The following is a 12,575-nucleotide window of genomic DNA, read 5'->3' as shown; positions in this document are numbered from 1 at the left end:
ATGGGTAACCCGATGCGCATTCGCGCAAGCGCCAGCGGCGACGTCGTCGAAGTCAAAGTCCTGATGCGCCACGACATGGAAACCGGCCAGCGCAAGGACGCTGCCGGCAACGTGATCCCGGCCCACTTCATCCAGAAGCTGGTCGCCAAGTGCAACGACAAGGTGGTGCTCGACTGCCTGCTGGGCACCTCGGTCTCGAAAGACCCCTTCCTGTCGTTCAAGTTCAAGGGCGGCAAGCAGGGCGACAAAGTCAGCATCAACTGGGTCGACAACACCGGCGACAGCCGCACCGACGAAACGGTCGTCGCGTAAGCAACCACCACCGCAGGCGTTTGGCCAGGGCGGCGCAGAACCGCCCGGCCGCACTTCAAGGAGAGAACATGAGACGCACAAGCATGTTGTTGACCGGCGTGGCCGGACTGGCTGCAGCCAGTTTCGCGCTGGCGCAGGACCAGGGCGACGAGATCGCGAAGTACCGCGAGCTGCTGGCGGACGGCAATCCCGCCGAGCTGTGGGAAATGCGCGGCGAAGAGCTGTGGAAGGCCAAGGCCGGACCGAAGCAGGTGTCGCTGGAAGCCTGCGACCTGGGCAAGGGCCCGGGCGTGGTCAAGGGCGCTTACGCCGAGCTGCCGCGCTACTTCAAGGACACCGGCAAGGTGATGGACCTGGAGCAGCGTCTCATGCATTGCCGCATGACCCTGCAGGGCTTGAGCGCGGAGCAGGCGAGCGCAACGCCGTTCGGCAGCACCGGCAAGCCGTCCGACATCGAGCCGATGGTGGCCTACATCACGGCGCAGTCGCGCGGCGTGAAGATGAACGTTTCCACCCGCCACCCGCAGGAAAAGCGCGCCTACGAGATCGGCAAGCAGCTGTTCTTCTACCGCGGCGGCTCGCACGATTTTGCCTGCGCCACCTGCCACAGTGCCGACAAGATGCGCATCCGCATGCAGGACCTGCCGAACCTGACGGCCAAGAAGGACGCCCAGTCGGCCTACACCAGCTGGCCGGCCTATCGCGTGTCGCAGGGCGAAGTGCGCACCATGCAGCACCGCCTGAACGACTGCTTCCGCCAGCAGCGCTTCCCCGAGCCGATGTACGCATCGGAAGCGATCACCGCGCTGACCATGTTCCTGGCAGCCAATGCCAACGGCGGCGTCTATAACGGCCCCGCGCTCAAACGCTAAGGAGACTGCGATGAACCAGTTGAAGATGGGGGCCGCGCTGGCCCTGCTGCTGGGCTGCGGCACGGTGTTCGCGGCGGAGAACTATGCGGCCGCTGCCGCCAGCCTGCTCAAGTCCGATTTCAAATCCAAGGGCCCGGCCACGGTGGAGCGCGTGGGCAACCGCGACGACGTCCAGCAGGCCTGCAGCGCCGACAAGCCGCTGGCGAGCGCCAAGGCGCAGGCGCTCCAGGCGGCGCAGCTCAAGACCGTCAAGGAGCCGGCCGACGGCAACTACCTGGGCGACTGGAAGGCCGGCGAGAAGATCGCCCAGAATGGCCGCGGCATGCAGTGGTCCGACAAGGTCGGCAGCGAAAACGGCGGCAACTGCTACGCCTGCCACCAGCTGACCAAGGAAGAGATCTCGTTCGGCAATATTGGCCCGTCGCTGTACCAGTACGCCAAGCTGCGCGGCACCAGCGCCGAGATCGTGAAATACACCTGGGCCAAGCTGTACAACGCGCAGGCCTTCAATGCCTGCTCGCGCATGCCACGCTTCGGCCACAACGAGGTGCTGACCGAACAGCAGTTGAAGGACGTCATGGCGCTGCTGCTCGACCCGCAATCGCCAGTCAACAAGTAAGCAAGGGAACGCAATGGGTCTGAATCGCCGTGAATTCCTGCAAGTGATGGGCATCGCCGCGGCCGGCGGCATGGCGCTCGATGCGCCAGCCGCGCTGGCCGCACCGTCCGCAGGCCAGCTGTACGACGTGCCGCGCTTTGGCAATGTGCACTTCCTCCACTTTACCGACTGCCATGCGCAGCTCAAGCCGATCTATTTCCGGGAGCCGAGCGCCAACCTGGGCGTGGGCGCGGCCAGCGGCCACGTGCCGCACCTGGTCGGCGAGCAGCTGCTGCGCCAGACCGGCCTGAAGCCCGGCAGCGCCGCCGCCCACGCCTTCACCTGCCTGGACTTCGAGAAGGCTGCGCACACGTACGGCAAGGTGGGCGGCTTTGCCCACCTGTCCACGCTGGTCAAGCGCATGAAGGCCGGCCGGCCGGGCGCGTTGCTGCTCGATGGCGGCGACACCTGGCAGGGCTCGGCCACGGCCTTGTGGACGCGCGGCCAGGACATGGTGGACGCCTGCCTGGCGCTGGGCGTGGACGTGATGACGGCGCACTGGGAGATGACGCTGGGCGACCAGCGCGTGAAGGAAATCGTCAATAAGGACTTCAAGGGCAAGGTCGATTTCGTCGCGCAGAACATCAAGACCACGGACTTCGGCGACCAGGTGTTCCCGCCCTACGTGATCAAGGAAATGAACGGGGTGCCGGTGGCCGTGATCGGCCAGGCCTTCCCGTACACCCCGATCGCCAACCCGCGCTACATGGTCCCGGAATGGAGCTTCGGCATCCAGGACGAGAACATGCAGGCCATGGTGGACGAAGCGCGCGCCAAGGGCGCCAAGGTGGTGGTGGTGCTGTCGCACAACGGCATGGACGTGGACCTGAAGATGGCCTCGCGCGTGCGCGGCATCGATGCCATCCTCGGAGGCCACACGCACGATGGCGTGCCGCAGCCGGTGATCGTCTCCAACGGCGGCGGCAAGACGCTGGTGACCAACGCCGGCTCGAACGGCAAGTTCCTCGGCGTGCTCGACTTCGATGTCCGCGACGGCAAGGTCTCGGATTTCCGCTACAAGTTGCTGCCGGTGTTCTCGCGCTTCTTGCCTGCCGACCGCGAGATGGAAGCGCTGGTCACCCGCGTGCGCGCGCCGTTCGAAGCAAAGCTGAACGAACAGCTTGCGGTCACCCAAGGCACGCTGTACCGGCGTGGCAACTTCAACGGCAGCTTCGACCAGCTGATCATCGATGCGCTGCTGGAATCGAAGGGCGCCGACATCGCGTTCTCGCCGGGCTTCCGCTGGGGCACCTCGCTGCTGCCGGGCAGCCCGATCCTGATGGAACACCTGATGGACCAGACCGCGACCACCTATTCGTACACCACGCTCACCGAAATGACCGGCGCCACCATCAAGACCGTGCTGGAAGACGTGGCCGACAACCTGTTCAACCCCGACCCGTACTACCAGCAGGGCGGCGACATGGTGCGTGTGGGCGGCATGACGTATGCGATCGAACCGGCGGCGAAGATCGGCGCGCGCATCCAGGACATGCGCCTGAACGGCAAGCTGATCGAGGCCGACAAGAAGTACAAGGTGGCCGGCTGGGCGCCGGTGGCCGAAGGCGCCAGCGGCACGCCGGTGTGGGATGTCGTCGCTGGCTGGCTGCGCGACAAGAAGACCGTGGCGCCGCGCGCCATCAACACGCCACGCCTGATCGGGGTGCAGGGCAATCCGGGGCTGGTTGCATGAAGTTCCGCGCCGCCCGCTGGCTCAGTTGCCTTGCCGGGTTGGTGTTAGCCGGGGCCGCCCACGCGGCCACGGTGCCGGCGCCCGGCCAGCAGGTGGCGCTGCCGCAGCTGGCCGCGGCGGCCGGTGTGTCTCCCTCGCTCATGCAGGGCAAGGTGGTGGTGGTCGCGTGGTTCGCGTCCTGGTGCCCTTACTGCATGCACGAAGCGCCGCAACTGCAACGCCTGTTCGCGGCCAACCAGGACCGTATCGTGGTCGTCGGGGTCAACGTGGAAAAGGGCGACCCCGGGCAGGCGGCCAAGGTGAAAGAGTGGGTTGCGCGCTTTGGCTGGACCTTTCCCGTGGTGCTGGACGGGACGGCGCTGGAACGCGTGACCGGCAAGCCCAAGGGCATACCGTCGATGGTGGTGCTGGGCCGCAGCGGTGTGGTCCACCAGGTCGAGTCGGGTGAAATGCTGGACGAGGACTTCGAAGACATCGCCGCGTTTGCACGGCGGGAGGTGCCATGAACTGGCGCCGTGCCTTCGCCGCGCTGGCTCTGCTGGCAGCCGGCAGCGCCAGCGCCAGCGCTGCACCGTCGCTCGCCCCGTTGGCCGACTGGGAGGCCGATAGCCGCCTTGCCGCGCGTGCGGGCCGCCCGCTGGTTCTGTTCTTTACCTTGCCCGGATGCCGCTTTTGCGAGGACGTGCGACAGCGCTACATGCTGCCGCTGGTGCGCCAGGGCCAGTTGGTGCGCGAAGTCGTGATCGGCAGTGCGCAGCCGGTCGCGGGTCTGGCCGATGCAAGCGCGCAGGATGCGGTGGCGCGCAAGTTCGGCGTGCGTTTCGCGCCGGTCGTGTTGCTGGTCGATGGACAGGCGCGCAAGCTGGCCGACCCCATCATGGGCGGCGATACCGCGGGCTTCTACGGCGGCTACCTGGACAACGCGTTCGAGCAGGCGCAGCGCGCGCTGGGGCGACGGGCAGACTGAAGCCACCCGTGCCGTGCGGGCTCGTGTGCTAGCATTGCCGCTTTGCAACTAGAACCAGACACGGAGACAATTGATGCAGGTCGCAGCACGGCTTTCCGCACTCGCACTGGCGCTTGGCGCCGCCTTTGGCACCCCCTTTGCCACCGCCCAGACTTCCACCACCGCAGCCGAGGTGGCGCGCCTGCTGGCCAGCCCCGCGTTCAAGACCGCTGCGGCGACGCTCGACAAGGAGCATGGCCGCATCGTCGAAGACGGCATCAGGCTGGCCGAAATCCCGTCGCCGCCGCTGAAGGAAGCGGTGCGCGCGCAGGCCTACGAGAAGATGTTCAGGGAGGCGGGCCTGGCCGACGTGAAGATCGACGAGGAAGGCAACGTGCTGGGCATCCGCAAGGGCGCGCGCGGCGACGGCAAGTTCGTCGTGGTGTCGGCCCACATGGACACGGTGTTCCCGGCCGGTACCGACGTCAAGGTCAAGCGCGAGGGAACCAAACTACGCGGGCCCGGCATCGGCGACGACACCATGAGCCTGTCGGTGCTGCTCGGCTTTATCCGCGCCATGAACGCCGCCCACATCAAGACCCGCGACGACATCCTGTTCGTCGGCACCGTTGGCGAAGAAGGTCCGGGCGACCTGCGGGGCGTGCGCTACCTGTTCACCAAGGGCCAGTACAAGGACAGGATCAAGTCCTTCTTCTCGGTCGAGTCGGGCGGCGTGGACAGCATTACCAATGCGGGCGTGGGCTCCAAGCGCTACCACATCACCTTTAATGGACCGGGCGGCCACAGTTTCGGCGCCTTTGGCCTGGTCAACCCGATGTTCGCGCTGGGGCAGGCGGCGAGCGAGTTCTCGCGCACCAAGGTGCCGGCATCGCCCAAGACCACCTACAGCATTGGCCTGATCGGCGGCGGCACCTCGGTCAACTCGATTCCCGTGTCGGCGTGGATGGATGTGGACATGCGCTCGGAGTCGCTGGTTGAACTCAAGCGCGTGGAAGACCGGCTGCTCAAAGTCGTGCAGGAGGCAGCGGACGGCGAGAACTTCGCCCGCTCGACCAAGGAAGGCAAGATCACCGTGGAGGCAAAACTGATCGGGGACAGGCCGGCTGGCAGCACGGCTGTCGATTCGCCTTTCGTGCAGACGGCGGCGGCAGCGGTGGAAGCAGGTGGCTACAAGGTGGCGTACCGCAGCAGTTCCACGGACTCGAACATGGCGATGAGCCTGGGTATTCCGGCGCTGACGATCGGCCGCATGGGCCCGGACAAGGGCGGCCGCGCGCACTCGCTGGACGAGTGGATCGATGTGGAGAAGGGGCCGATGGTGAAGGCCATGACGACCTGCCTTTCGATCATTCTGGCGACCACCGGGGTGGAGACGGACGCGCGATAAGACTGGTAGGGTGGGCTCTCGAGCCCACGCGGTGTTCACGCGGCGCGTGTGTGACGCGTGGGCTCGGGAGCCCACCCTACCGATAATCAGGCGCCCAGTTCAGCGGCCAACTGCGGCACGACCTCGAACAGGTCGCCCACGATCCCGTAATCGGCCACCGAGAAAATCGGTGCTTCCGGATCCTTGTTGATCGCAACGATCACCTTCGAATCCTTCATGCCGGCCAGGTGCTGGATCGCGCCCGAGATGCCAACCGCAACGTAGAGCTGCGGCGCGACGATCTTGCCGGTCTGGCCTACCTGCCAGTCGTTCGGCACAAAGCCGGCATCCACCGCAGCGCGCGACGCGCCCATGGCTGCGCCCAGCTTGTCGGCCAGCGGCTCCAGGATCTTGAAGTTCTCGCCCGAGCCCATGCCACGGCCGCCGGACACGATCACCTTCGCGGCGGTCAGCTCCGGACGGTCGGACTTGGCCAGCTCGCGGCCCACGAACGAGGACTTGCCGGTGTCGCCAACCGGCGCCAGCGTCTCGACCGAGGCCGCGCCGCCGGTAGCGGCAGCGGCATCGAAGCCGGTGGTGCGCACGGTGATCACTTTCACCTTGTCGCTCGACTGCACGGTGGCGATGGCGTTGCCTGCATAGATCGGGCGCTCGAAGGTGTCCGGCGAATCGACCTTGGTGATTTCCGAAATCTGCGCCACGTCCAGCTTGGCGGCCACACGCGGCAGCACGTTCTTGCCGAATGCGGTGGCGGGAGCGAGGATGTGCGAGTAGGCAGCGGCGACGGCGAGCGCCTGTTCGGCCACGTTCTCGGCCAGGCCGTCGGCAAAGCAGGGCGCGTCGGCAACCAGTACCTTGGACACGCCGGCGACCTGTGCGGCCTGCTGCGCGCTGGCGCCGCAGTTGGCGCCCGCGACCAGGACGTGGACCTCGCCGCCGCACTGGAGCGCGGCGGTGACGGTGTTGAGCGTGCTTCCCTTGAGCGAAGCGTTGTCGTGTTCAGCAATGACGAGTGCGGTCATGATGGTTCAGGTCTTTCGATTCAGATTACTTTGGCTTCGAGGCGCAGCTTTTGCACCAGCGTGGCGGCATCCGGCACCTTGATGCCTGCCGAGCGTTTGGCCGGCTCCACCACCCTCAAGGTCTTCAGGCGCGGCGCCACGTCCACGCCCAGGTCGTCCGGCTTGACGGTGTCGAGCACCTTCTTCTTGGCCTTCATGATGTTGGGCAGCGTGACGTAGCGCGGTTCGTTCAGGCGCAGGTCGGTCGTCACCACCGCCGGCAGCTGCAGCGCCACCGTCTCCAGGCCGCCATCCACCTCGCGGGTCACGATGGCTTTGCCACCATCGATCTCCAGTTTCGAAGCGAACGTCGCCTGCGGCCAGCCGAGCAACGCAGCCAGCATCTGGCCGGTCTGGTTGCAGTCGTCGTCGATGGCTTGCTTGCCCAGGATGATGAGCTGGGGCTGCTCCTTGTCGGCCAGCGCCTTGAGCAGCTTGGCCACGGACAGCGGCTGCAGCTCGGCGTCGGTCTCGACCAGGATGCCGCGGTCGGCGCCGATGGCCATCGCCGTGCGGATCGTCTCCTGGCACTGCGACAGGCCGCACGAAATGGCCACCACCTCGGTCGCCTTGCCGGCTTCCTTCAGGCGCGTGGCTTCCTCAACGGCGATCTCGTCGAACGGGTTCATCGACATCTTCACGTTGCCGATATCGACGCCCGAGCCGTCGGATTTGACGCGCACCTTGACGTTGTAGTCGACCACGCGTTTGACCGGAACCAGGACTTTCATTTTCATCTCCCTCAGATTTTTTGTGATGGCGTCAGATGACGCCCTTGTCGCGCAGCGCCTTGATCTCTTCCTCGGCCATGCCGCCCAGCGTGGACAGCACGTCCTGCGTGTGCTGGCCGAGCAGGGGCGGGGCGGTGCGATAGGCGATCGGCGTGCCCGAGAACTTGATCGGGTTGGCCACGGACGGCACTGTGCCCGACTGCGGGTGCGGCAGGTCCACCTTCATCTTGCGGTGCTTGACCTGCGGATGCTCGAAGGTCTGCGCGATGTTGTTGATCGGGCCGGACGGCACGCCGGCCGCTTCCAGCGGGGCCACCCATTCGGCGGTGGTGCGCGTCAGCAGCACTTCCTGCAGCATGGGTACCAGCACTTCGCGGTTCCTGACCCGGTTGGCGTTGGTCGCAAAGCGCTCGTCCGTGGCCAGTTGCGGGCAGCCGGCGATGTCGCAGAACTTGGCGAACTGGCGGTCATTGCCAACCGCAAGGACCAGGTGGCCGTCGCTCGAGCGGAACACCTGGTAGGGCACGATGTTGGCGTGCGCATTGCCCTGGCGCTTGGGGATCGCGCCGGACACCAGGTAGTTCATGTTCATGTTGGCCATGGCCGCCACCTGCACATCCAGCAGCGCCATGTCGATGTACTGGCCCTCGCCCGACTTGTGACGGTTCTCCAGTGCCGCGAGGATGGCGACGCTCGAATACATGCCCGTCATGAGGTCCGAAAAGGCGACGCCAAGCTTTTGCGGGCCGCCGCCAGGGAGGTCGTCGCGCTCGCCGGTGATGCTCATCAGGCCGCCCATGCCCTGGATGATGAAGTCGTAGCCGGCAAAGGTGGACATCGGGCCGGTTTGGCCGAAGCCGGTGACCGAGCAGTACACCAGGCGCGGATTCAGTTCCTTCAGGTGGTCGTACGACAGGCCGTAGCGCGCCATGTCGCCCACCTTGTAGTTCTCGATGAAGACGTCGCTCTCAAGCGCGAGCTTGCGCACGATGGCCTGGCCCTCGGGCGTCGAAATGTCCAGGGTGACGGATTTCTTGCCGCGGTTGGCCGACAGGAAGTAGGCCGACTCGCGCGTGTCCTTGCCGTCCTGGTCCTTCAGGTAGGGCGGACCCCAGGCGCGGGTGTCGTCCCCGCTGCCCGGGCGCTCGATCTTGATCACCTCGGCGCCGAGGTCCGCCAGCAGCTGGGAGGCCCAGGGACCGGCGAGGACGCGCGTCAGGTCGAGGACGCGGATATGTGACAGTGCTCCCGACATGAGAGGTTCTCCTTTCAGACTCGTTCGATGACGACGGCCAGGCCCTGGCCAACGCCGATGCACAGGCTCAGGACCGCATAGCGGCCGTTGCGGCGTTCCAGTTCGCGCGCCGCGTTCAGCGCCAGGCGCGCGCCCGATGCGCCGAGCGGGTGGCCGACCGCGATCGCGCCGCCGTTCGGGTTCACGCGCGGGTCGTCGAACGCCACGCCCATCAATTTGAGGCAGCCGAGCATCTGGGCCGCGAAGGCTTCGTTGATCTCGATGACGTCCATGTCGGCCAGCGTCAGGCCGGCGCGCTCGAGCGCTTTCGGGATCGCGTAGGCCGGGCCCACGCCCATGATGCGCGGCTCCACGCCAATCGCGGCGCCGGCCAGGATGCGTGCCATCGGCTTGGCGCCGGCCTTCTCGCCCACGGCGCGGCTGCCGATGAACATGGCCACCGCGCCGTCGTTCACGCCCGAGGCGTTGCCGGCGGTGGTCACGCCGCCTTCGGACAGGGCCCTCAGTTTCGACAGCGATTCAAAGGTGGACTCGGGGCGGGGATGTTCGTCTTCCGAAACGACGCGCGGCGGGGTCTTGCGGCCGGTCGGCACTTCAACGGGCATGATCTCGCCGGCCAAAAAGCCGCTCGCGCGCGCCGCTTCGAAGCGCGCTTGCGACAGGGCGGCAAAGCGGTCGACGTCTTCGCGGTTCAGGTCCAGGTCGCGCGCCACGTTGTCGGCGGTCTCCGGCATCGTGTCGTTGCCGTATTGCGCGGTGATGCGCGGGTTGGGGAAGCGCGCGCCGATGGCCGAGTCGAACACCTTGAAGTCGCGTCCGAAGGCCGACTCGCTCTTGGCCACGACGAACGGGGCACGGCTCATGCTCTCCACGCCGCCGGCGATATAGAGCTCGCCTTCGCCGCTGGTGATGGCACGCGCGGCATCGAGCACCGCGGCCAGGCCGCTGGAGCACAGGCGGTTGACGGTCTGGCCGGGAATGGTGTGCGGCAGGCCGGACAGCAGCACCGCGTGGCGCGCGATGTTGCGGCTGTCTTCGCCGGCCTGGCAGGCGCAGCCGAGGATGACGTCCTCGATCTGCCCCGCTTCGAACGGCGAGGTTTCCACCAGCTTGCGGATCACGGAGGCGATGAGGTCGTCCGGACGAACCGGGGCCAGCGCGCCGGCGACACGGCCGAAGGGGGTGCGCAGGCCGGAGTAGAGATAAGCGTCGAGCATTTATTTGTTCCTTGAGGTAGGCGTAGGGTGGGCTCTCGAGCCCACGCGGTTGCACGCGCCGCGTGTACACGCGTGGGCACAAGTGCCCACCCTACGAGTTCAGTTATCGGGTGTAAGCAGCGACACCCCCAGCATGGCGCGGCGCTTGAGCCACGGGCTGGGACGGTAGCGCGGGTCGCGGTAGAAGTCGAACAGGCCATCCAGGATGCGCAGGATGGTCGGCGCGCCCAACGCGTCGCCCATCGCGAGCGGACCTTTCGGGTAGCCCAGGCCAAGCGTGACTGCCTTGTCGATGTCTTCCGGCGTCGCGATGCCTTGCTGCGCGATGTCCGCGCCAATATTGACGATGGTGGCGACCACGCGCTGGCACACCAGGCCCGCGCTGTCGCGCACCACCGAGACCGGCACGCCGTCGGACGCGAACAGCCCGTGGGCGGCGTCACGGAAGGCGTTGGCGGTCAGCGGCGTGGTCATCAGCGTGCGGCGGCCGGCCAGGAACAGCGGATCTAGCGCCACGGTACGGGCCGGGTCGAGCTGCGCGGCGACGGCGCAGCTGGTGGCATCCTGCCCCACCGGCAGCACCAGGCACAGCGAGCTCTCGGCAGGGCGCTCGCCCGTGTCGCGTGCGGCGCCAAGCTGGTCGAGCAGCTCGCTCACGGCAGGGAAGGCCGCTGCATCCGCCGCGCCCAGCCACACCGGGGTAGAGGTACGTGGCGGCACCGCGGCTTCGGCCACGTCCTGCTTTTGGCCGTCTTCGTAGCGGTAGAAGCCGCGCTGGCTCTTGCGGCCCAGCAGTCCGGCGGCCAGGCGCTGGCGCGCGATGGGCGAGGGGCGGAAGCGCGGTTCCTGATAATACTGGTCGTAGATCGATTCCATCACCGGCTGCGACACGTCCAGCCCGGTCAGGTCCAGCAGCTCGAACGGACCCATGCGAAATCCCGCGGCCTGGCGCAGGATGCGGTCCACTTCCGGATGCGGCGCGATGCTCTCGCCCAGGATGCGCAGCGACTCGGTCAGGTAGCCGCGGCCTGCGTGGTTGACGATGAAGCCGGGGGTGTCGCTGGCGCGCACCGGGGTGTGTTTCATCTGGCGCGCGATCGCGACCAGCTGGTCGGCCACCGAGGCGTCGGTCAGCGGGCCGGCGATCACCTCGACGATCTTCATCAGCGGAACGGGGCTGAAGAAGTGGAAGCCCGCCACGCGGCCGGGCGCCTTGCAGGCCGCCGCAATCGCGGTGACCGACAGCGACGAGGTGTTGGTCGCCAAAATGCAGTCCGGGCCGACCACGGCCTCGAGCTGCCGGAACAGTTCCTGCTTGACGTCGAGCTTTTCGACGATCGCCTCGACCACGGTCGTGCACGGGGCCAGGTCGGAAAGCGACGCGGCGACGGACAGGCGCGCGCACGCATCCGCGACGTCCTGCGCGCCGATCTTGCCTTTGTCGGCGAGCTTTTGCAGCGTGGCGGCGATGGCGGTGCGCGCTTCTTCGGCGCCGCCCGGGCGGCTGTCATGCAGGATCACGGGAATGCCGCCCTGGATGGCGATCTGGGCGATGCCGCGGCCCATCAGGCCGCAGCCGACGATGCCGAGGAGGGAAGTTGAACTCATTGCTTATTGTCCTGTGTAGCTGGGTTTGCGTTTCTCGAAGAAGGCGCGCATGCCTTCCTTCTGGTCCTGGCTGGCGAACAGCAGGTGGAAGGCTTTCCGCTCGAGCATCAGCGCGGCGTCGAGCGAGGCATCTTGCCCCGCAAGCAACACTTCCTTGATCTGGGCCGCGGCCAGCGGCGGCATGGCGGCGATGGTGCGCGCCAGTTCCAGCGCGCGTTCCTGCACCTTGGCGTCTTCCACCACCTCGCTGGCCAGGCCCGCGGCAAACGCTTCGCGGCCGCTGATCGGCAGGCCGGTCAGCAGCATCTTCATCGCCTGGAACTTGCCGATGGCGCGGGTCAGGCGCTGGGTGCCGCCGGCGCCGGGCATGATGCCGACCTTGATTTCGGGCTGGGCGAACGAGGCGTTCTCACCGGCCACGATGATGTCGGCATGCATGGCGAGCTCGCAGCCGCCGCCCCAGGCATAGCCGTTGACCGCGGCGATCACCGGCTTGGGACAGCCGGCGATGGCCTGCCACAAGCGTTGCACCTGGCGCAGGTGCATGTCGATCGCGGAAGCCTCGGCGATGTCGCGCAGGTCGGCGCCCGCCGCGAAGACCTTGTCGCCGCCGGTGACGATGATGCAGCGGATGTCGGGGTCCTGGCCGAGGGCCGTGAAGTGCTCCGCCAGTTGCTGGCGTACGGACTGGTTGAGCGCATTGCGTACTTCGGGACGGTGAATGCACAGGCTGGCGATGCCCGGTTCCGGGCGGGAGAGGAGAATCTCTGTCATGGTGAGGTGGTTCGCACCGCGAACCGTGGGTTCGCAAAAG

13 protein-coding genes are annotated in these 12,575 nt (G+C 66.9%); 7 read left to right on the top strand and 6 right to left on the bottom strand.

The features are described from left to right. From soxZ to NX774_RS02265, 7 genes are all read left to right on the top strand, one after another. Positions 1-312: a thiosulfate oxidation carrier complex protein SoxZ gene (soxZ, locus tag NX774_RS02295; RefSeq protein WP_258820533.1), complete on the top strand. Its 312-nt coding sequence runs from the start codon at positions 1-3 to the stop codon at positions 310-312. 68 nt (positions 313-380) lie between these two features. Continuing rightward, positions 381-1,184: a sulfur oxidation c-type cytochrome SoxA gene (soxA, locus tag NX774_RS02290; RefSeq protein ID WP_258820532.1), complete on the top strand. Its 804-nt coding sequence runs from the start codon at positions 381-383 to the stop codon at positions 1,182-1,184. 10 nt (positions 1,185-1,194) lie between these two features. Further along, positions 1,195-1,803, top strand: coding sequence for a sulfur oxidation c-type cytochrome SoxX (soxX, locus tag NX774_RS02285; protein ID WP_258820531.1), 609 nt, complete (start codon positions 1,195-1,197; stop codon positions 1,801-1,803). A 13-nt stretch (positions 1,804-1,816) separates the two neighbouring features. Further along, positions 1,817-3,535, top strand: a complete 1,719-nt coding sequence (gene soxB / locus NX774_RS02280; protein ID WP_258820530.1) for a thiosulfohydrolase SoxB — start codon at positions 1,817-1,819, stop codon at positions 3,533-3,535. Further along, on the top strand, positions 3,532-4,041 hold the full coding sequence (locus NX774_RS02275) for a TlpA family protein disulfide reductase (protein WP_258820529.1): 510 nt from the start codon (positions 3,532-3,534) through the stop codon (positions 4,039-4,041). Before soxB ends, NX774_RS02275 begins: the two co-directional genes overlap by 4 nt. After that, on the top strand, positions 4,038-4,502 hold the full coding sequence (locus NX774_RS02270) for a thioredoxin domain-containing protein (protein ID WP_258820528.1): 465 nt from the start codon (positions 4,038-4,040) through the stop codon (positions 4,500-4,502). Before NX774_RS02275 ends, NX774_RS02270 begins: the two co-directional genes overlap by 4 nt. Positions 4,503-4,575: 73 nt before the next feature. Continuing rightward, positions 4,576-5,889 (top strand): M20/M25/M40 family metallo-hydrolase, encoded by a 1,314-nt coding sequence (locus NX774_RS02265; RefSeq protein ID WP_258820527.1) that lies wholly within the window; start codon positions 4,576-4,578, stop codon positions 5,887-5,889. A gap of 86 nt (positions 5,890-5,975) precedes the next feature. On the opposite strand, the gene NX774_RS02260 is transcribed toward NX774_RS02265, so the two are convergent. The 6 genes from NX774_RS02260 to NX774_RS02235 form a co-directional block, all read right to left on the bottom strand. Then, positions 5,976-6,911: an electron transfer flavoprotein subunit alpha/FixB family protein gene (locus NX774_RS02260; RefSeq protein ID WP_258820526.1), complete on the bottom strand. Its 936-nt coding sequence runs from the start codon at positions 6,909-6,911 to the stop codon at positions 5,976-5,978. A 20-nt stretch (positions 6,912-6,931) separates the two neighbouring features. Next, positions 6,932-7,681 carry an electron transfer flavoprotein subunit beta/FixA family protein gene (locus NX774_RS02255; RefSeq protein ID WP_258820525.1) on the bottom strand — a complete coding sequence of 250 codons (750 nt, stop codon included), beginning with the start codon at positions 7,679-7,681 and terminating at the stop codon, positions 6,932-6,934. Between the two features lie 31 nt (positions 7,682-7,712). After that, on the bottom strand, positions 7,713-8,936 hold the full coding sequence (locus NX774_RS02250; protein WP_258820524.1) for a CaiB/BaiF CoA transferase family protein: 1,224 nt from the start codon (positions 8,934-8,936) through the stop codon (positions 7,713-7,715). Positions 8,937-8,950: 14 nt separating this feature from the next. Beyond that, complete coding sequence (locus tag NX774_RS02245) at positions 8,951-10,153, bottom strand: 3-oxoadipyl-CoA thiolase (RefSeq protein ID WP_258820523.1); 1,203 nt, start codon at positions 10,151-10,153, stop codon at positions 8,951-8,953. Between the two features lie 99 nt (positions 10,154-10,252). Then, entirely contained in the window at positions 10,253-11,761 is a 1,509-nt protein-coding gene (locus NX774_RS02240; protein WP_258820522.1) for a 3-hydroxyacyl-CoA dehydrogenase, read from the bottom strand. Positions 11,762-11,764: 3 nt separating this feature from the next. Beyond that, entirely contained in the window at positions 11,765-12,535 is a 771-nt protein-coding gene (locus NX774_RS02235) for an enoyl-CoA hydratase (RefSeq protein WP_258820521.1), read from the bottom strand. Between the last annotated feature and the right edge of the window lie 40 nt (positions 12,536-12,575).

The sequence above is a fragment of the Massilia agilis genome (assembly GCF_024756255.1).
GTDB lineage: Bacteria > Pseudomonadota > Gammaproteobacteria > Burkholderiales > Burkholderiaceae_D > Telluria > Telluria agilis.
This window is presented reverse-complemented; position numbering and strand designations above follow the sequence as displayed.

Coding starts and splice junctions, on each gene's coding strand:
- soxZ (WP_258820533.1), top strand. CDS start 1: ATGGGTAACCCGATGCGCATTCGCGCAAGCGCCAGCGGCGACGTCGTC.
- soxA (WP_258820532.1), top strand. CDS start 381: ATGAGACGCACAAGCATGTTGTTGACCGGCGTGGCCGGACTGGCTGCA.
- soxX (WP_258820531.1), top strand. CDS start 1,195: ATGAACCAGTTGAAGATGGGGGCCGCGCTGGCCCTGCTGCTGGGCTGC.
- soxB (WP_258820530.1), top strand. CDS start 1,817: ATGGGTCTGAATCGCCGTGAATTCCTGCAAGTGATGGGCATCGCCGCG.
- NX774_RS02275 (WP_258820529.1), top strand. CDS start 3,532: ATGAAGTTCCGCGCCGCCCGCTGGCTCAGTTGCCTTGCCGGGTTGGTG.
- NX774_RS02270 (WP_258820528.1), top strand. CDS start 4,038: ATGAACTGGCGCCGTGCCTTCGCCGCGCTGGCTCTGCTGGCAGCCGGC.
- NX774_RS02265 (WP_258820527.1), top strand. CDS start 4,576: ATGCAGGTCGCAGCACGGCTTTCCGCACTCGCACTGGCGCTTGGCGCC.
- NX774_RS02260 (WP_258820526.1), bottom strand. CDS start 6,911: ATGACCGCACTCGTCATTGCTGAACACGACAACGCTTCGCTCAAGGGA.
- NX774_RS02255 (WP_258820525.1), bottom strand. CDS start 7,681: ATGAAAGTCCTGGTTCCGGTCAAACGCGTGGTCGACTACAACGTCAAG.
- NX774_RS02250 (WP_258820524.1), bottom strand. CDS start 8,936: ATGTCGGGAGCACTGTCACATATCCGCGTCCTCGACCTGACGCGCGTC.
- NX774_RS02245 (WP_258820523.1), bottom strand. CDS start 10,153: ATGCTCGACGCTTATCTCTACTCCGGCCTGCGCACCCCCTTCGGCCGT.
- NX774_RS02240 (WP_258820522.1), bottom strand. CDS start 11,761: ATGAGTTCAACTTCCCTCCTCGGCATCGTCGGCTGCGGCCTGATGGGC.
- NX774_RS02235 (WP_258820521.1), bottom strand. CDS start 12,535: ATGACAGAGATTCTCCTCTCCCGCCCGGAACCGGGCATCGCCAGCCTG.